At 63.1% G+C, this 19,540-nt stretch carries 12 protein-coding genes; 1 reads left to right on the forward strand and 11 read right to left on the reverse strand.

All coding sequences use genetic code 11. From position 1 onward, the window contains the following. Positions 1 to 35: 35 nt before the first annotated feature. Complete coding sequence (locus tag KIH77_RS09130) at positions 36 to 965, forward strand: AEC family transporter (protein ID WP_163199888.1); 930 nt, start codon at positions 36 to 38, stop codon at positions 963 to 965. Positions 966 to 1,107: 142 nt separating this feature from the next. On the opposite strand, the gene KIH77_RS09135 is transcribed toward KIH77_RS09130, so the two are convergent. The 11 genes from KIH77_RS09135 to KIH77_RS09185 all read right to left on the reverse strand — a co-directional run bounded on the left by KIH77_RS09135 (position 1,108) and on the right by KIH77_RS09185 (position 19,132). Further along, positions 1,108 to 2,121, reverse strand: a complete 1,014-nt coding sequence (locus KIH77_RS09135) for an ABC transporter substrate-binding protein (protein WP_372445393.1) — start codon at positions 2,119 to 2,121, stop codon at positions 1,108 to 1,110. Positions 2,122 to 2,531: 410 nt separating this feature from the next. After that, the gene (locus KIH77_RS09140; protein WP_219101173.1) at positions 2,532 to 3,347 is read right to left on the reverse strand and encodes a fumarylacetoacetate hydrolase family protein; all 816 of its coding nucleotides are present in this window, start codon (positions 3,345 to 3,347) and stop codon (positions 2,532 to 2,534) included. A 113-nt stretch (positions 3,348 to 3,460) separates the two neighbouring features. After that, a complete protein-coding gene (locus KIH77_RS09145) occupies positions 3,461 to 4,033 on the reverse strand; it encodes an HTH domain-containing protein (RefSeq protein WP_219101175.1) in 573 nt (190 codons plus the stop codon). A gap of 524 nt (positions 4,034 to 4,557) precedes the next feature. Then, the gene (locus KIH77_RS09150; RefSeq protein ID WP_219101177.1) at positions 4,558 to 5,376 is read right to left on the reverse strand and encodes a YggS family pyridoxal phosphate-dependent enzyme; all 819 of its coding nucleotides are present in this window, start codon (positions 5,374 to 5,376) and stop codon (positions 4,558 to 4,560) included. Positions 5,377 to 6,140: 764 nt separating this feature from the next. After that, the gene (locus tag KIH77_RS09155; RefSeq protein WP_219101179.1) at positions 6,141 to 7,223 is read right to left on the reverse strand and encodes a class C sortase; all 1,083 of its coding nucleotides are present in this window, start codon (positions 7,221 to 7,223) and stop codon (positions 6,141 to 6,143) included. A 176-nt stretch (positions 7,224 to 7,399) separates the two neighbouring features. Beyond that, a complete protein-coding gene (gene gluQRS, locus KIH77_RS09160) occupies positions 7,400 to 8,452 on the reverse strand; it encodes a tRNA glutamyl-Q(34) synthetase GluQRS (protein WP_308283340.1) in 1,053 nt (350 codons plus the stop codon). Between the two features lie 143 nt (positions 8,453 to 8,595). Then, complete coding sequence (locus tag KIH77_RS09165; protein ID WP_219101181.1) at positions 8,596 to 9,330, reverse strand: MIP/aquaporin family protein; 735 nt, start codon at positions 9,328 to 9,330, stop codon at positions 8,596 to 8,598. 315 nt (positions 9,331 to 9,645) lie between these two features. Then, positions 9,646 to 10,536: a lysophospholipid acyltransferase family protein gene (locus tag KIH77_RS09170; protein ID WP_219101183.1), complete on the reverse strand. Its 891-nt coding sequence runs from the start codon at positions 10,534 to 10,536 to the stop codon at positions 9,646 to 9,648. Positions 10,537 to 11,131: 595 nt separating this feature from the next. After that, the gene (murA, locus tag KIH77_RS09175; protein WP_219101185.1) at positions 11,132 to 12,481 is read right to left on the reverse strand and encodes a UDP-N-acetylglucosamine 1-carboxyvinyltransferase; all 1,350 of its coding nucleotides are present in this window, start codon (positions 12,479 to 12,481) and stop codon (positions 11,132 to 11,134) included. Between the two features lie 169 nt (positions 12,482 to 12,650). Further along, positions 12,651 to 13,811, reverse strand: a complete 1,161-nt coding sequence (locus KIH77_RS09180; protein WP_219101187.1) for a beta/alpha barrel domain-containing protein — start codon at positions 13,809 to 13,811, stop codon at positions 12,651 to 12,653. A 1,301-nt stretch (positions 13,812 to 15,112) separates the two neighbouring features. Then, on the reverse strand, positions 15,113 to 19,132 hold the full coding sequence (locus tag KIH77_RS09185; RefSeq protein ID WP_219101189.1) for an Ig-like domain-containing protein: 4,020 nt from the start codon (positions 19,130 to 19,132) through the stop codon (positions 15,113 to 15,115). Between the last annotated feature and the right edge of the window lie 408 nt (positions 19,133 to 19,540).

Here is a 19,540-nt window from a genome sequence, read left to right on the forward strand (position 1 = left end):
GCAATCCGATACGATTCACACGATTCGAGAGAAGCATGGTTTTCAAATCCGGCGCGCTGCTGCTGGTCATCATCGGCGCCTATCTGCTCAAGCATCTGCACGTCTTCGGCGAGCGCGACTACAAGGTGGCGCAGGGGCTCGTGTTCAACATGACGCTGCCGTGCGCCATCATCATGTCGTTCGCCACGAACAAGCATGACATGCGCATGCTGTGGATCGTGCTGTTCGGCTTCATCTGCTGCCTGGTGCCGCTGTTCCTCGTGTACTTCGGCTCGTTCCGCGACGAGAAGCAGTACCGCGCCTTCCAGATGCTCAACGCCTCGGGCCTGAACCTCGGCGCGTTCTGCCTGCCGGTCATCCAGACGTTCATGGGGCCCTCGGCGGGCCTGCCGGTCATCATGATGGATATCGGCAACGCGATGGTCGCCACCGCCGGCGCGCTCACCATCACGCGCACGCTGCTGCATATGGACGAGAACTTCAAGGCGCTGCCGCTGATCCTGCGGCTGCGCAACATCGCGCGCGACTTTCTCGGCTCCATCTCGTTCGACATCTACATGCTCATGCTGGTGTTCATGTTCGCGCACATCACCATCCCGCAGCCGATAGTCACGCTCATCACGCCGTTCGCCAATGCGAACGCGTTCTGCACGATGGCGATGATCGGCCTGATGATGGAGATCCCGAGCGTGCGCAAGGACCGCATCGAACTGCTGAAGGTCATCGCGTGGCGCGCGGTGTTCAGTGTGTTCATCGCGCTGGGCGCCTGGTATCTCATGCCGTTCCCGCTGCACATCCGCGAGATTCTCACGCTGGCCGCGTTCTCGCCGATCACCATATTCTCCACGAAGTTCACGGATTCGCTCACCGGCAACGCCAAGCTCGCCGGCTTCTCGCTTACGGCCACGGCCGTCATCAGCCTCGTCGCCATGACCGCCCTGCACGCCGTGCTGCCCGTGGCGTAGGCACGGAATCGGGCGCAGGGCAGGCACGGCACGGAAAGGCCAACGATAGACACAGGCGTATAGGAAGAGCCGCCGCACGGCGTGAAAACCGGGCGGCGGCCCATTCTTCAGTCCCCGCATCAGCGGGGTCGGATCGGATTCGCTACTTGGCGAGGAACTCGTTGGTGGCGACGTCCTTGGCCTTGGGCGCGGTGTTCACCGCGTTGCCCTTGGCGTCGGTGTAGGTGTGCGACTCGTTGAGGAAGTCGAAGTACTTCTGCGTCTCGACGAAGTCGTTGGTGCCGAGGACGAACGAACCGTCCTTGATCTTCGCCGGATCGCCCCAGTACTTGCCGTCGACGATCACATGCATGCTCTTCTTGACGAAGTCCTCCTTGAGGTTGGCGTCGGGCGCCTCCTTCACGAGGATCTTCGCGGCGTCGTCGGGGTTGGAGTACGCGTACTCGTAGCCCTTCTGCGAGGCCTGCACGAACTTCCTCACCAGTTCGGGGTTGTTCTTGATGGTCTTGTCGCTGGTGATGATGCCGATGGAGTCGGCGTTGCCGGGCACGCCGTAGTCGGGCTCGGTGAAGCAGTTGAGCTTCGGACCGTACATGTCGGCCTGCACACCCTCCCAGGTGGCGTAGAAGCCGCCGAAGTCGGCCTTGCCGGAGCTGAGCGTCTGGAACGTGTTGGTGCCGGCGGTCACCTTGTCGAACTTGCCCTTGCCGCCGTCGAACTGGATCATGCGGCGCACCACGGCGTCGGACTCGTTGGAGCCGAACGTGGCGAAGGTCTTGCCGTCGAGGTCCTTCGGCGACTTGATGCTCTTGTTGCTGGCGAGCGCGCACCAGATGGCGCTCGGCTTCTGCTGCACCTGCATGACCTGCTTGATGGTGGCGCCCTTGAGGCTGTAGTCGGCGGTGTTGGTCATGTTGGAGAGGGCGAAGTCGGCGACGCCGTTGTTCACGGCCTGTTCGGCGCCGGCCTGCGCCACGGCGACGATGTCGACGTCGAGCCCGGCGTCCTTGAAGTAGCCCTTGTTCTTGGCGACGTAGACGCCGATGTGGTTGGTGTCGGGCGCCCAGGAGAGCATGAACGTGACCTTTTTGAGATTGCCGTCGGAGCCGGACGAGTCGGCGTTCGTGGAGCCGCATGCGGCGAGCGAGAACGCCATGGCCGCGGCGCCCGCCACGGCTACGACCTTACGAAGATTCCTGCGGATTGCTGAAGCAAAACCATGAGTCATGATGATTCGATTTCCCTAGATCTTCTTCACTACCGTTCTCTGGGAATGCCTGATTTTTCAGCGGATTTCGGGCAGAAAACGATACGGAGGTCCCTGGGTCCGCCCGCCCAATGCCCCCGGAGGCCGCCGATTCCCGGCCATGCTCCCGGTTTGCCACACATTGGCGTTCAAGCGCGTCAATTATATATAGGATTGTTCGACAAGGCCGTCTGATGAAGTCATTCGACGGGCGTCCGTACGACTCGCCAATACGACGACACTCGCCGATTTCGTGACTCGCCGATACGACGGAACACCTCCCGGGGGAGGCGTTCCGTACGATGCGTCGCACCGTCTGCCTAATCGCGCACGGCCACGTTGCGCAGGTCGCCGATGCCTTCGACATGCACGATGGCCTCGTCGCCGGGGTGCAGCGTGCCGGACGCGTTGGGCGTGCCGGTGAGGATGACGTCGCCGGGCAGCAGCGTGGAGAAGGAGGAGATCGCGGCGATCTGCGCCGGGATCGAGTGGATGAGTCCGGCGGTGGAGCCGGCGGCCTCGGGCACGACCTCGCCGTTGAGCGAGAATCCGATCCTGGTGTCGGTCCAGTCGAGATCGGTCTGAATCCAGGGGCCGAGCGGGCAGGAGGTGTCGAAGCCCTTGGCGCGCGTCCACATGGGGTCGAGGCCCTGGATGTCGCGCAGCGTCACGTCGTTGACGCAGGTGTAGCCGAGCACGTAGTCCATGGCTTTTTCGACGGGCACGTTCTTGGCGATGCGTCCGATGACGACGGCCACTTCGGGTTCGAAGTTCATGTCGTTGGAGTACGACGGCAGCACGATGGGGTCGTCGGGGCCGATGACCGACGTGGACGGCTTGGTGAAGATGACCATCTCCTCGGGCGCGACCTTGATGTCGGAAAGGCCCTTGTTGGCCATGAATTCGGTGTGGGCCTGATAGTTCTTGGCGAGGCCGAACACCTTGGACGGGATGATGGGGGCGAGCAGACGCAGCCCCTCGGTGTCGAGCGCGTAACGCTGGCCAGTGGGCTTGACCTCGGCCGCGCCCAGCGGGAATCCGTCGAGGGCGACGAGGTAGTCCTTGCCGTCGTTGGCGTCGGTCTGCACGAAGGCGTACTGCGGCTTGTCGTTGATGGAAAAACGTGCGATTCTCATACGCATAGTGTAGTCCGACCGCGTGGACGGGCTCGGAGGCGGCCGGCGGCGGCCGATCGCCTCCGAGCCCGGTGCCGCCGCGCCCGGCGTCTCACCCGGCTCGCACTCGCGTCTCACTCGCCGCGGGCCGGATCCTCCGCGACGACGTCCGCGGCCGGTCGCGATGCCCCGGACTCGATCCCCGGCTCAGCGCCCCCGGTCTCCGCGGCGGCGAGTTCGGCCTTGGCCTCCTCGCGCGTACGGTCCAGCTCCTGCTGCATCTGGACGCGCAGGTCGCGGATCTCGCGTTCGAGCTTGTCGAGCCGCTGCAGCTGCGCGGTGAGCAGCATCTCGCGCAGCGCCGCGGAATCATTGGGGTTCCGCGTGCGCAGATTCGTGGAACCGGGTCGGCGTCCCGGCTTGTGCCCCTTGACCTGCGAGGCGTCCACGCCGCTCACGCGCGGCAGCACGGTGCGACGCCACCGCGCGATGCATCGTTCGATGCGCTTGTATCCGATCAGGCTGGAGTCGAGCCCGGAGTCGCGGAAAATCTGCACCGGCGACTCCCCGTGGGCGTATCGTTCCATGCAATGGTATTTGAAGGTCTCCGAATAGGTGATGCGTTCGTCGACCACACTTGCCACCGCCGGCAACGACCGAAGGTACGCGATTTCCTTGCGAGTGAACTTGCCGTTCCTGGTCACCATGCCACACCTCGTTTTTCCGTTGTATGCCGGTCCGCTCACCGGCAGCCTCCGCCAGACGCCGCCCGCCCGACCAAAACCATCACGTCACGCGGGGGACGCGGCATCGATATCGTTGCATACCAATGCTCGTCAACGGTTTCCGATGCGCGTCGTACCATGCCGATCGCGCTCCGACACCGTTAGGGACATTGTTCGGAGGCAGTGTCTCGAACGGGGCGCTTATCGTACGATTTCCAGATGTTCGACGATGTCGAACCCCGACTGAATCCCATATAATACATGACGATGCTGTAGTATACGTTCATCATTTGGGACGCACCCACATTCCGAGGAGAAGCCCCCCCCCACCCGCTTATTATACGAAACCGGTGCGATATGTAAAATCCGCTTACATAATGCACCCCCGAGGGGCGGGAATAATTATTACGAGAATATTATGGGTTGCGCCCGCCCCGGAGTGTCGGAAATCTGAATCTTCGGTAACGAAACGGTGAACCGCGCCGTCGGATGCCGACCGACCGCCGTCAGATGAAGGCGCGTTCGCCGAAGATGGCGGTGCCCACGCGCACGATGGTCGAACCTTCCTCGATGGCATAGGCCATGTCGTGGGTCATGCCCATGGAGAGCTCGCGGGCGTTGACGAGCGCGGCGTCGCCGGTGGCAAGCAGCGCGTCGCGGGTCTCGCGCAGGTGGGCGAATCCGCGGCGGATGGTCGTCTCGTCGTCCACATGGGCGCCGATGGTCATAAGTCCTTCGAGGCGCAGCCCTGGCAATGCGGCGATGGCGCCGGCCAGGTCGATGGCCTCATCGGGCTCGCAGCCGGATTTCGATTCCTCTCCGGATTCGTTGACCTCAAGCAATACGCCGACGGTGATGCCGCGAGCTTCGGCTCGTTTCGAGATTTTCTGCGCAAGCGAGAGATGGTCGACGGATTCGATGGTCGTCACGTACGGCAGCACTTTGTTGATCTTGTTGGACTGCAGCTGTCCGATAAGGTGGAACGGCAGCGGGACGAGGTCATGGCCGGAGGCGTCGGCGGCGGTGCCGAGCGCATAGCCGCGGTCCATGCACAGGCGGGTCAGGCCGGCGGTCTTGACGTCCACTTCCTGCGGGCGGTTCTCGCCTATCATACGGACGCCGGCGTCGATGGCGGCCATGATCTCGCCGACGTCGCGCGTCTTGGTGGCGGCGAGCAGGCGGACTTCGCCGGACGTGCGCCCCGCCTTGGATTCCGCTTCGGCGATGCCGTCGAGGACGCGGTGTACGCCGTCGGCGATGCTGCGTGCGCGGGCGTCATCGATTGTCTCGTTGGCGAGGTTCTTGTGATCCATGTATGCGACCATTGTCATCCCTTTTGTCGGTAGCGGTCTCGCGGCCGGGCCGCGCGGCGTTGTGTCGTACGTATAGCCGGCCGGACGTCTGCAGGACGGTTCCTCGACCGGGCGTTTCGGGACGTCACGCCATTCGCGGACGTCCGCGTATTCACGGTATCTGCATCGTAATAGTAGTGCCATCGACGACGTTTGTGGGCGAAATCGTTCGCCATCAACGGACTTGTGGGTCCGAACACTCACCATCTAATGGATTTGTGGGTCCAGACGCTCACCACTGATGGATTCGTGGGTCCAGAAGGTCTCAAAAATCCGAAAGTGGGCCGGAACGTTCACGAGGACGCGAATTCCGGCCTCTTCACGTATACTCCAGACCCACAAACCCGCAGATGAACGACTTGACCCACGGTAAATGAACGGGCCAGACCCACAAACCCAGTCCCACGACCCGGCAGACCCACAAAACTCCACGCCACAAGCCGGCAGACCCACAAACCCAATTCAGCCGACGGACTTGTGGGTCCAGACGCTCACCACGAACGGACCGCTGGTCCAGAGACGCTCACCGCCGACGGATTTGTGGACCCAGACGACCGCCACGAACAGATTTGTGGGTCCGAACACTCACTACGAACGGACCGCTGGCCCGAACACTCACTACGAACAGACTGGTGGGCGCAGACTCTCAACGAACAGACTGGTGGGCCCAGACGCTCAACGAACGGACTCGCGGGCCCAGACGCTCAACCGACGGATTTGTGAATCCGGACGCCCGTTCACCACCGCTGCGGCCATAGCGCGGCGTGGTGCATGGCCCTCCACGGCATGCGACGAATCCGCCGCAGCACCGAGACGAGGAACCATCCGGGGATCAGCGTGCCCAGACCTGCGAGCAGCGCCAGCGTCCGTGCGTCGTGCACGTCGTTGGGGTACGGCGCGGGGATGGGGATGGCCACACGATGACCGGAGACGAGCAGTCGATGCGTGTTGACGCCGTATGGCGTGCACGTCATGAGCGTCACGCGATCCTCGCCGGGCGTGATCCTGAGTTTGGACGTGTCGGTCGGTTTGATGACGCTGATGCGGTCCACGCGGTATCCGATGGTCTCGCCCATGACCTCGATGTAGAAGAAGTCGCCGTTACGCATCTCGTCGAGCCTGGTGAACATCAGCGCCTCGACGAGACCGCGGTGGCCGGTGATCACCGAATGCGTAGACTTGCCGCCGACCGGCAGCGACGTGCCGTACAGATGTCCCGCCCCGGAGGCCAGCGCCTCCTCCGACGTGCCGTGGTATATCGGCAGGTCGACGGATATCTTGGGAATCTTTATCGTGCCCATAACGCCGTTGCCGGAGTCGAGCAGCGATTGGTACGTCTTGTCCTTCGCGGCGGCGGAATCCTCGCTCTTCGCCTTGCTGCCGCCGGCCGCATTGGTGAACGGATCCACGGCCTCGCCGAGCACGGGCTGGCCGGATTTCGCAAGCTTCTCGTTGTAGGCGCGGGCCGCGGCGAGCGCGTTCTTGGCCTGCGGATACGGCCACTCCGCCACCTGCTGGGCGGCGTTCGACGACGTCTGCGATAGCCGTCGCGACGACTGGTATTGCAGGGCGATGGGGAACCCGGCCACGCAGACGGCGGCGAGCAGCAGCACGATGCTGACGATGCGCAGTCCGATGAGACGACGGCGCAGGGCGCGGCGTTCGTCCCTGATGTCGGAGATGTCGATGGCGTCGGCGAAGGATGGATGCACCGCCGTGGTCGAGCCGTCGGTTGCGACCGAACCGGCGACCGCCGCCGAACCTGCCGTTTCGGGGCCCGCATCGGCGGCACCGGCACCGGTCCCACGTTGCGGCGACATCTCGCCCATCGTCGTCGCAGAACGCCCCCCACGTGATGCGGCCCTGACGTGACGTGCCCTATGCGAGCCCCGTGCCATAGCGCCTCCCATCCGATGCAACGGCAATGCCAACAACGTTGCCAACAACCATCTGATTATTCCACGTTTCGAATGAACACCCAACCCCCGTATCGGTTTTACCGGGTTTTGCCACGCAATGCGTCGAGGTCGCATGGGCGGTCGGCATGGTCGTCGCGCAGGGCGTTCCACGAGAAGTCGGCCAGCACGTCGTCCGGTGTCATCGGCGCGGGCTCGGGCACGAGCCGCAGCAGCCACGCACAGTAGCCGATGATCCGTTCGGCGGACACGCCCTCCTCGCGCAGGACGCCGAGGTCGAGGGCGCGGTCGCGTTTGGCGAGACGTTTGCCGTGTGGATCGTCGATAAGGGGGAGGTGGGTAAAGGCAATATCCCCAGAACTTGCGTTTTGCTGGCCAAAATCCCCAGAATTATGCACGCTATCCACATCTTCTGGCGTAAGCATCGACCGTATCCACAGCTGAAGGGCCGTCGATCGCAACAAATCGCGCCCACGGACGACGTCATTTACCCCCATCGTCAGGTCGTCGACGGTGACGGCCAACTGATAGGCGTACAGCCCGTCGGAACGCCGCAGCACGGTGTCGCCGATCTGGCGGGCGAGGTCATATCGTTGCGGACCGTATATCGTATCGTCGAATTCGATTGCGCGCCGCGGCAGGCGGCAACGCCACGAATGACGCTTGCCGGCGGCGAGACGCGCCTCGCGTTCGTCCGCATCGAGGCGCGCGCACGTGCCGGGATAGATGACGTAGCCGTCGCCCTCCTGCGGGGCGGATGCGGCGCGAATCTCGGCGCGCGAGCAGAAGCATGGGTAGATGAGGCCACGCTCACGCAAATCGTGGAGCGCCTGGTCGTAAAGGTCGCCGCGTTGGGACTGGTAGACGGGGTCGCCGTCCCATTCAAGACCGAGCCAAGCGAAATCGTCCATGATCCACCGGTCGGCATCGGGACGGACGCGGGGGGTGTCGATGTCCTCGATGCGCAGCATCAGCCGGCCGCCGGCGGAACGCGCGCTCAGCCATGCGGCGAGCGCCGCGTAGACGTTGCCGATATGCATGCGCCCGGTCGGCGAAGGCGCAAGCCTTCCCACGACCGGGCGGGCGATGATATTGCCGTCGTTGAGTTCGTTGCGTTCGTTACGTTTTCCCACGCCTGTAGTGTACCGGCGACGCAACGACGATACGAATCCTCCGTTATCGCGTTATCGCGTTATCGCGTTATCGACGCATCCGACGGTTCGCCTCCTCTTGACGACCATCGGGGAACGAACCGTGCCAATATCTCAGGCCAATATCAGGCGGCGAACAGCACCTTGTAGAGGAACGCGCCGACGATGGCGCCCGCGATCGGGGCCACGACCGGAATCCACGCCTCGTTCCAGCGGGACGAGCCCTTCGCCGGAATCGGCAGGATCTGGTGCAGGAGGCGGGGCATGAGGTCGCGGGCCGGGTTCAGGCCAGGGCCGGTGGCGCCGCCGAGCGAGGTCACGAGACCCCACACGATGAAGCCGACGACGATGGATGCGGCGGCGAGGTCCTTTGCACCCCACGGCAGCAGCAGGCAGCACAGGGCGCCGAGCACGAGCACGAGCGTGCCGAAGAACTCGTTGAGGAAGTAGTTGACCTTGGAATTCTCGGCGTCGGTGGTGGAGAACGTGGCGAAGATGGCTTCGGCGTCCTCGGTGTCGCGGTAGTGCGGGTAGTACGTGACGTAGACGACGAGCTGGCCGACTGCCGCACCCAGCAGCTGGGCGACGATGTACGGCACGACGTCGGCCCACGGGAACATGCCCATGATGGCCTGCGCGAGCGTCATGGCCGGGTTGATGTGCGCACCGGAGACGCCGCCGAACATGAGCACGGGGAACATGACGCCGAAGCCGTAGCCCATGGCGATGTTCAGCCAGCCGGCGTGATGGCCCTTGGTGTTCTTCAGTTCGACGTTCGCGACGGCGCCGTTTCCGAAGATCATGAGGATGGCGGTGCCGACGAATTCGGCGGCCAGTTTGGTCATAAGTGAGTATTCCACAGCAGGTCCTTGGATCTCGTTCTCTCTCGTGTATCAGAAATATGCCGGAATGGGCAGCACGTCGGAGATGACGACCGGCGGATGGCTGCCTAGGCAAACACGGATATTGTATCCAAGGGCCTGACTTTGGGGGTGGATTATGTGACCCGGTGCACGTGCACCCGGTCACGCCATGACAAAAACGTTGAAATTGCAACGTTTGTTGCAGTGCGTGACCGAGTGCAGGTGTGCCCGGTCACGGATGATGCCCAAGTGCACCCGGTCACGTATGCCCGGTCACGCACCGTCGCCCGGTCACATATGGCGTTCGGTTGGTCAGTCGAGGGGCACGCGCTTCATGGTGCGGTAGTCCCAGTAGCCCGCCTTGGGGAATCTTTCGCCGCGAATCTCTTCGAGGAGTTCGTTGAGTCGGGTGAACATGCGCCATTTGAGCGCGTCCACGGCTTCGGCCGGCGGCTCCTCGCCCCAGGAGTCCATGTCTTCGAGCAGGTCCGCGTAGTCGAGCTGGTGATCGTAGCACATGACGACGTTCTTGCGCGGCCATGGCCACCAGTGGTTGATGGAGGCGGCGCCCCAGGTGGCGGCGCAGAACAGCGGCACCTGATGGCCGAGGCGGCGGGAGGATTCGAGCGCGATGTAGGCCGCGCCCTCCTTGATGCTCATCACCCATTTCTGCGGGTCGCGGGTGACGGTGCCTTCCGGCCAGACGGTGAGCGGTCGGCCGGAGGTGAGGATGTCGATGGAGGTCTCCTCGATCTGCTTGGCCTTGCCGGAGTGGCGTTGGACGGGTTGCATGCCGACGAGCTGGAACCATTTGCCGATGAGCGGCCATTTGGCCATCTCGGCCTTGGCCATGTACCGCGGGCGGCGGCCCATGTGGAACAGGCTGGCCATGGGCACGAACACGTCGAACATGGTCACGTGCGAGGCGGCGGTGATGAACGGGCCGGTTTCGGGGATGTTGTCGAGTCCCCACGCGCGGGTGCGGCAGCTGGCGTTGAAGACGACGTCGACGCCCGTGAGCAGACGTTTCGTGCCCTTGGGGTTCTGCGCGTTGATCTCCGGGATGTTGGCCTTGCGCTTCGGCCCGGTCGGGAGGTCACGCATCGGGTCGACGAGATGATGCCGTTTCGCGAGTTCGGCGACGCGCGCGTCACTCAGCGGCTTGACCGCGGAACGCGGCGACGGTTTTCCTTTGGATGCCATGCCTTCTATTGTGCCGCAACGGTCACGACTTTAGAACACGGCGGCTTTCTCCCAGTCATCCCGAAGGAAGAAACGCGGCTTTCTCCCTGTCATCCTGAGCGAAGGGCGAAGCCCGGAGCCGAAGGATCTTCCACCCCCGCCGCCCCAAGATCCTTCGACTACGCCGCAAGCGGCTCCGCTCAGGATGACAGAGAAAAAACGTGCACAGCAGCTCGGCTCCCCTCCCGACGGAGGGGAGCTGTCAGCGACAGCTGACTGAGGGGAGCGACGCACCGCACAGCCGGTCCGGTCAACTCCCCTCAGTCCGCCTTCGGCGGCCAGCTCCCCTCAATCATGAGGGGAGCCAAGCAGATCCTTACCGTCATCCCGCCACGCTCCACAGCGTAACCAAAAAATCGGTGAGATGCGTGCGGCTTCAAGGCACACAGGAGGAAGGCGTACAACAGTACGTCGACCGAGGAGCCACGCCGAAGACACTCCGTCTCGGCACCCGTAAAAAACGGAGGACGCGTGCGGTCTCAAGGCGCACAAGGGGAAGGCGTACAACAGTACGTCGACCCTTATGCAACGCCGAGAACGCTCCGTCCTCCGTTTTTTACTCGAAGTCGGCGCCTAGGGCGGCGAGCTTCCCCCTAAAGTCCGCGTATCCGCGGTCGATGAGGGAGATGCCGCGCACGGTGGACGGCCCCTTGGCCGCGAGCGCGGCGATGAGGTGGGAGAATCCGCCGCGCAGGTCGGGCACGTCGATGTCGCGCCCGGTGAGCGGGGTGGGTCCGAAGATCACGGCGGAATGCTTGTAGTTGCGCTGCTGGAAGCGGCAGGGCAGGGAGCCGAGGCATTCGCGGTAGAGCTGCACGGTGGCGCCCATCTGCACGAGCGGCTTGGTGAAGCCGAATCGGTTCTCGTATACGGTTTCGTGCACGATGGAGAGTCCCTTGGCCTGGGTGAGGGCCACGACGAGCGGCTGCTGCCAGTCGGTCATGAAGCCGGGATGCACGTCGGTTTCGATGGCGACGGGCTTGAGGTCGCCGCCCGGATGCCAGAAGCGGATGCCTTTGTCGGTGACGTCGAATTCGCCGCCGACTTTGCGGAACACGTTGAGGAAGGTCATCATTTCGGGCTGGGTGGCGCCTTTGACGAAGATGTCGCCGTGGGTGGCGAGCGCGGCGGACGCCCAGGAGGCGGCTTCGATGCGGTCGGTCAGCGAGGTGTGCGTATAGCCTTTGAGTTCCTTGACGCCTTCGATGCGGAAGGTGCGGTCGACGTCCACGGAGATGATGGCGCCCATTTTCTGCAGCACGGCCACGAGGTCCATGATCTCGGGTTCGATGGCGGCGCCGGAGAGTTCGGTCTTGCCGTCGGCGAGCACGGCGGCGAGCAGCGTCTGCTCGGTGGCGCCGACGGACGGGTACGGCAGGTGGATTTTGGCGCCGTGCAGGCCGTTGGGCGCGGTGATGTGGATGCCGTCCTTGTGTTCCTTGTCGACGTTGGCGCCGAGTTTGCGCAACGTTTCGAGGTGGAAGTCGATGGGTCGGCCGCCGATGTTGCATCCGCCGAGCGCGGGGATGAACGCTTCGCCGAGGCGGTGCAGCAGCGGTCCGGAGAACAGGATCGGGATGCGCGAGGAGCCGGAGAGCGTGTCGACGTCGGCCACGTTGGCGAGTTCGACGTGGGAGGCGTCGATGGTGACGATGCCTTCCGCCCCGTCGACGTTCACGTGCACGCCGTGGAGTCGCAGCAGGTCGGAGACCACGTGCACGTCGCGAATCTCGGGAACGTTCTTCAGCACCGACGCGCCCGGTGCGAGCAGGGCGGCGACCATCGCCTTGCTGACGAAGTTCTTGGCGCCACGCACCTTGATTTTGCCGTTGAGCGGTTTGCCGCCGACGACGCGCAACACATCATTCTCAGGGTTCACGAACTTCTCCTTCAATTCGTTCGTCATGGATGTATATCATCGCTGACGAAAAAGACTACATATAGTCTGCCATATGCGGTGTGGCGACTCGGTGAAATCGCCCGTGGCTAAGTCGGGAATACGTCGCCGGGACCGTCGTCGGCCGTGGAATCATCGGCCGACGACGACCGATATCCACCGTCGTCGGCCATCCGATTCACGCCTGCTTGATCTGCCTTGCGAGGAACGGATCCCACATGGCGCCGGTCGCGCTCATGACGGCGTCCGCGCCGGCGGTCCGGTATTCGTCGTAGTCGGCTGGCGTGGTGACGCCGCCGACGCCGACGATGCCGTAGTCGAGGCCGAGTCGTTCGCGAAGGGCGGCGAGTCGGCGGACCATGTCGAGTCCGGACGGTTTGATGGCGGCTCCGCAGACGCCGCTGCGGTCGCGTCCCGCGCCCGGCAGCGCCTGGTTGCCGTGGTCGTCGACGAGTTTGGCGGAGATGGTGTTGATGGTGGAGAAGCCTTGGACGAGGCCGCGGCCGGCGGTCACGCGCACCATGTATTCGAGGTCCTCGTCGTTGGGCAGATACGCGAGTTTGATGATGAGCGGCGTATCACCGATCTCGTTTTTGACGGCTTCGGTGATTGTGGAGACCTGGTCGGGCGCGTGGCACAGCAGGCGGTTGTGGCCTTCGTTGGGGCAGCTGGTGTTCATCTCCATCACCTTGGCGCCGGTTTCCATGACGAGGTGCGCGGTGGTGACGTGGTCGGCCACGTATTCGGCGGCGGTCATGCCGTCGTGGCGGGAGCCTTGGAAGCTGGGGACGAGCAGCTGGCCCTTGCCGGCGCGTTCCATGGCGCGCTGCATGTCGGGCTGCCAGACGTCGGGGTCCTGCGAGGGCACGCCGAACGAGTTGGAGATGGAGATGGGCGTTGCGAAGCGATGGTCGGCGAGCACGCCGTCGTCGCATTCGTCGCTGTTGGGGGTGAGGATGCCGTCGTCGGATTTGGGGTGCACGGCGAGCACGTTGGGGAACGGGTTGCATCCCCATGCGCGCGAGCGGACGGTTTTGTAGACGGCGAGGTCGAAGCCCATGCGGAACGCGGCCGTGGTGAAGCGTTCGTTGAGCAGCGGGCCGGCGGGGATGCCGAACGGCAGGTTGACGGGGATGCCGAAGAACGATTCCTTGGGTTCGGTGGCGGATTCGTCGGCGTTGACGGCGGATTCCTTCACCGCACGGGCAGCCTGATCGTCGGAGACGCCGTCCTTGGCGTCGCCGCCGAGCGTTTCGGCGAAGGCGCCGAACGGCCCGTAGGCGTAGTTGTCCTCATAGGTGCGGTCGACGTCGTAGAACGGCGTGATGTTCTCGCTCATGGTCTCCTGTTTCTCCCGATTCGTCGTTTTCCAACTTCCTACGATTGTACGGCGTGGGATGGCAGGCTGCTGTGGAGGCACCCAACCACCCCCAGTCTCTGCTACGCCGAGCCAGCCCCCGCCAGCGGGGGCTGAGCCGTTAAGCAGACAGTCCAGTGGACTGTCTGTAGGCGATGCGAGCGCGATCTATCGAGCGCGAGACCACAGCCTGCACAGCCGGTTCGCCCAACTCCCCTCAGGCCACCTCCGGCGGCCAGCTCCCCTCAATCATGAGGGGAGCCAAGCGACTGTATATTGTCATCCTGAGCGAAGGCAACCGGCCCTCCCCCGGCTGTCATCCTGAGCGAAGGGCGAAGCCCGAAGTCGAAGGATCTTGCACACCAATCAGTCCAAGATCCTTCGACTACGCCGCAAGCGGCTCCGCTCAGGATGACAAAAGGAAACACCACTGAAACAACTCCTCTTCGGTTACGCTGCGCGCGCCAGCTCCCCCTCCCCGATCGTCCTCCCCGCAATGGACTCGACCGCATTCCACCCAAAACGCAACGCAATCCATCAAATCCCCTCCGATCCCCATGGATTACGACGCAAAACGACGATTATGCAGCACTGTCCATCGAAATCCCGAAGACACGATTTCAAGAACCGCATGATTGCAACGATTCACGACATCGACACTGACGACCGCGATGGACCACGACGCTTTTCCCCGAAAATGCGACACAATCCACGAAAAACACCGCGATTCCCATGGATTACGACGCAAAACGACAATTATGCAGCCCCGTCCATCAGAGAGGCACCGCTTCGTCATCCCGAGCGGGAATACCTGCGGCCGCCGTTTCGTCATCCCGAACGAAACAGCCCACGACCCCCTGTTTCCGTCATCCCGAGCGACCCCTGTCCCTGTCATCCTGAGCGAAGGGCGAAGCCCGTAGTCGAAGGATCTTGCACACCAATCAGTGCAAGATCCTTCGACTACGCCGCAAGCGGCTCCGCTCAGGATGACAGAGGGACGCAGCCTCCACTCAGGATGACAGAGGGACGCAGCCTCCACTCAGGATGACAGAAGATGAAAACGCCCACGGCACCCCCGGCTCCCCCTCTCCGAGGATTCTGCCGTGAAGCAAACGGAGGCGTTTGCAGGTAGAATGCGAGCCGACAGGCGAGCCAGCAAGGCGCGAGCGAAGCCCGTCACTCATTGCAGGACGAGCTGCCGGCCGAAGAACGACTGAGGGGAGGAGACGCCTTCATGGCGTCCCCTCCCCTACTCAGTCATCAGCCGGTCGGCTTATCGCCTATCAGTGCGCGCGCTTGCTCTTCATGTAGAAGACCAGGCCCGCACCGGCGAGCAGCACGACGACCACGGCCACGATGGCGCCGATGGCGGCGCCGGTGCGCGAGAGCTTGCTACTCTGCGTACCGTTGGTGTTCGTGGTCACCTGCGCGTTGCTCTGCGGCGTGGTGGCGGTGCCGGTGGCGGCGGCCGCGGGCTTCACGGTCACGTTGGCGGTGATCGTGTATGCCTTGCCGTTCACGATGGCGGTGCCCTTGACGGTGAACGATCCGACCTTGGCGTAGGCCTTGGCAGGAACGTCGTTCCACGTGACGGTCACGTCGGTGGTGGTCTTGTCGCCCCAATGCACCTTCACGGTGGCGGGCAGCTGCGGGGCCTTGCCCACCGTGGTGGGGATGTCGACACCGTCCTCCACCTTCACCACTTCGGCGTTCTTCACGTTGACGGTGGCGGTCACGGCGTATACCTTGCCGTCCACGGTCGCGGTGCCCTTGACTTCGAACTGGCCGGCGGTGGCGTAATCCTTGGCCGGAATCTTGTTCCACACCACGGTTTCGTTGGTGGTGTCGCCGTTGCTCCACTTGGCGGGCACGGTCGTGGGCAGTGCGGGCTTCTGGCCGGGCTTGGTGGACACGGTCACGGCGTGCTGCACGTCGAGCACGGTGGCCTTGTTCACCTTCACGCTTACGGAGACCGGCAGGCCGGCGGCCGTGCCGTTCACGGTGAACGTGTCGCCGTCACGGTTCTGCCACTTGTCGAAGGCATCCCACGTGATGTTCTCCTCGCTATTCTTGCCGTTGTCGCTCCAGGTGACGGTCGCGGTCTCGGGCAGTGCGGGCTTGGTGCCGGAGTTGGTTTCGATGGTCACGTCGCCGCCGTTCACCACGGCCTTGGTGGCCTTGGCGCTGTGGATGATGACGTTGACACTCACGCCGTCCTTGTAGCCGGCGATCTCGCCCTTCACGGTCACGGTCTTGTCCTTGCCGGAACGGTTGGAGAAGTCGACGCCGTCGGTCTTCCACTTCACGGAGACCTGGCCGTCCTTGCCGTTGGAGAAGTTGGCGTCGACGGAACCGGGCAGGTTCGGCGTCTGACCGGCGTCGATGGTCACGTCCTTCGGCGCGGTGACGGATTCGATGGATGCCGCGGTGACGGTGATGTTGACGGTCACGGTCTTGCCGGCGACCTCGCCCTTCACGGTGACGGGCGTATCGGACGCCTTGTCGAAGAGCTTGTCGAAGTCGTCAGGTTCATCCCAGGTCACGGTTTCGGCGGTCGTCTCGCCGTTGGACCACGTCACGTCCGCGGTCTTCGGCAGTGCGGGCACGTTGCCTTCCACGGTGGAGAAGTCGGCCGGGTCCGCGACGGATTCGGCGGTGGCGGCCTTGACGGAGACGGTGAACTCCACAGGCTTGTTCCAGCCGTCGGTCGTGCCGGTGGCGGTCGCATAGTGCGCGGTGTGCGGCTTGTTCCAGCCTTCCGGCAGGGTCAGGGCAATCTCGCGTTCCTCGATTGTGCCATCGTTCCAGGTGACCTTCGCCTTGCCCTTCAGGTCGGCCGGCGCGGTCTTGGCGGAGTCGACGGTGATGGCAGGGTCGGCGAGCGGCTCCACGGCGGTAATCTCACGGGCCTTGACGTTGACCTTCACAGTCACGGTGAGCGGGTTGCCGTTCATGTCGGTGAGGTCGTTGCCCGCGCGGGTCTTGACCTGGGTCTGCTGCACGGTGCCGGTCACGTCGAAGGAGCCGGCCTGTGCGTACTGGCCAGCGGTCGGCGTGTTCCATGCCACGGTGTTGGTGGTCGTGGTGCCGTCGGTGTACGTCACCTTCGCGTTGACGCCGGTCAGGTCAGGCGCGTGCGTGGCGATAGTATCGACGGATTCAGGGGTCGCCGTGGCCCTGACGGCCGCGGCCGAGGTCACGGTGATAGGCAGTGTGACCGTGGTGGTCTTACCCTCGGAGGTCACGGTGCCGGTGGCTCTGAAGGAACCGACCGACGCGTAATCCTTGGCGTCGATGGCGTTCCATTTCACAGTGCCGTCGGTCGTGTCGTTGTTGGACCACGTGACCTTGGCGGTCTTCGGCAGCTTGGATGTCGGGTCAAGGCCGGCAGGCGTGCTCAGCGTGGCCGGGTCGACGGTCGCGCCGTTGATGGTCGCCGGCTTGACGATGACCTTCAGCGTCACCGTGCCGTTGTAGTTGGCGACCTTGCCGGTAAGCGTGGTCGCGCCGCCCTCGCGGTTGTTCCAGATGTCCTTGGAGACTTCGGACGTCCACGTCACGGCCACGTCCTTGGTCGTGCCGTTGTCGAACGTGGCCCTCACGGTTGTCTTCTGAATCTGCGGATTCGGATCGATGCCGGATTCCACGGTGATGTCAGCCGGGTTGTCAACGCTGGTAATCTTCGCGTCAACGACGGTAATCTTCAGCGTGACGGTCTTGCCGTTCGTGTTGGCAACGGTACCGGTGAACGTCTGATCGCCAACGGTGTCAAACGTGGCATCGGCCGGATTCTTGCCGGCATCCCATGTAATGTTCTCGTCGGATTCGTCGCCGTTGGACCACGTCACATGAGCGGTCTTCGGGAGATTCGTCGGCGTCGTGCCCTTGGTCACGGTGATGTCGGTGAGCTTTTCCACGGTCGTGACCGTAGCCGCTTCGACGGTCACGTGCGCGGTGACGGTCTCGCCGGCGATGGCACCGGTGAGGTTGTACTTGCCGCCCTCACGCTTGCCGTATTGCGATTCGGTGCTCTTCTGCCACGTAATATCCTCGTCGGTCGTATCGCCGTTGGACCACACAACCTTGCCCTGAGCAGGCAGCTGGCTGTCCGGATTCGTGCCGGACAGCGTGGTGATGGTGGTCTCGGCGGAAGTGCCATCGATGGTCGCCTTGGTCACAGTCGCGGCCGCCACGTTCAGCGTAGCCTTGACCTTCCCCGAGTACCCATCCACGGTGCCTTCAACCGTCACCGTGTGCGCCTTGCGGTCGTCGTTCCACGTGTTGGGGATTTCGTCCCATGTCACGTCGACGTTACCGGAAGTGCCATCGCTATACGTGGCCTTCACCGTGGCCGGGAGCTGTGCCGTCGGCTTGGTCGTACTCGATACCACATTCAAGGTGGCGTCCGAAACGGCGGTGATGGTCTTCTTGGGCGCGTATTCCTTCAGCGCATCCTCGACAGATTGAGTCGCGCCCTGAGCAGTCTTGCTGTTACCGATCTCCAAGACGGAGACGGTCGCCCCCTTCCACTGGCCACTTGTGACTTTCGCCACGCCAAAACCGGCAATATCGGCAAGCTTGCTCACCTCGGTAAGGTAATGGCCATAACCTTGACGCCACTGCCTCAAATCGGACGCAGAGGCATCCGGATTCTTAATCTCATAGTCGAGCTCGCTGTACCAGCTATTGATGGGATTGTGCGCGTCCTCGTATCCAGCCACATCAGGATATCCGATGGCAAGCGCTTCAGGACCAAAAACGTATCCGCCCTTGAATTCAGAGGATTCCGCCAGATTCAGCCCTCCTGTGCACTGCGCAAAACTTGGACTATTGCACTTGTACCAATCCGGCTTCCCGTTATAGATGTCATCATGGTTGATAGATCCCTGCTTGGCCAGTTCGTTAGCACGAGCCTGCGCCCACTTCATCATGTCGGAGTTAACCTTCAAAGCAGGAACAGCACTGCCATCAGCCGAGTTAGATGCAACATTAGACACGTTGTAAACGGTAGTGTTGTTATCCGCATTCTTCGCATCAGCGATCTGCTGCAAGGTCAGCGGTCGACGAGTGGTGCTGGCACGCAGCTCATTCAAATCCTGCATGTATTTCAACGCCTGATAGACGTTGCCATTGGCGGTGGCGTCGGTACCGACTTCATCCGCCGCGTTGGCGGTGACGGCGGTCAGGCCCATCGTGGCGACGGTGGCCACTGCGGCGAGCACGCCGATAATCTTCTTTCTCAGTCCGCGCGCACGAACACGACGCGTCGTCGCATCCACGGCCGGCAAGCTGTTCAAGCCCATGGCTTTCCCTTCTGTCCGTCGCGACGGGCGAAAAGCCATCAGCCCCCTCTTGAAAGGAGGCCGGTCGCGGCGTAAACCTAGATTCCAATCCTCATCTAGGATACCCCTCTATAAGGATGAACGACATACCACCCCCCGAAAAGTCCGGCTATGCGAGAGTTTCTAACGCCGCGAACAGACCGTCATTCCGCGCGGAAGCGACCGATTGTCATTCCACACGAAGGTCAGCCGCCTCCCCCTGTCACTCTGAACGAAAAACGATCGGCTCTCCCTTTCGTCATCCTGAGCAAAGGACGAAGCCCACCCTCGTCATCCTGAACGAAGGGCAAAGCCGCCTCTTGTCATCCCGAACGAAGGCAACCGACCTCCCCCCATTCCCCTACTGAACGAAGGCAACCGGCCCTCCCC

Source organism: Bifidobacterium pluvialisilvae, from assembly GCF_019331695.1.
Taxonomy (GTDB): Bacteria; Actinomycetota; Actinomycetes; order Actinomycetales; family Bifidobacteriaceae; genus Galliscardovia; species Galliscardovia pluvialisilvae.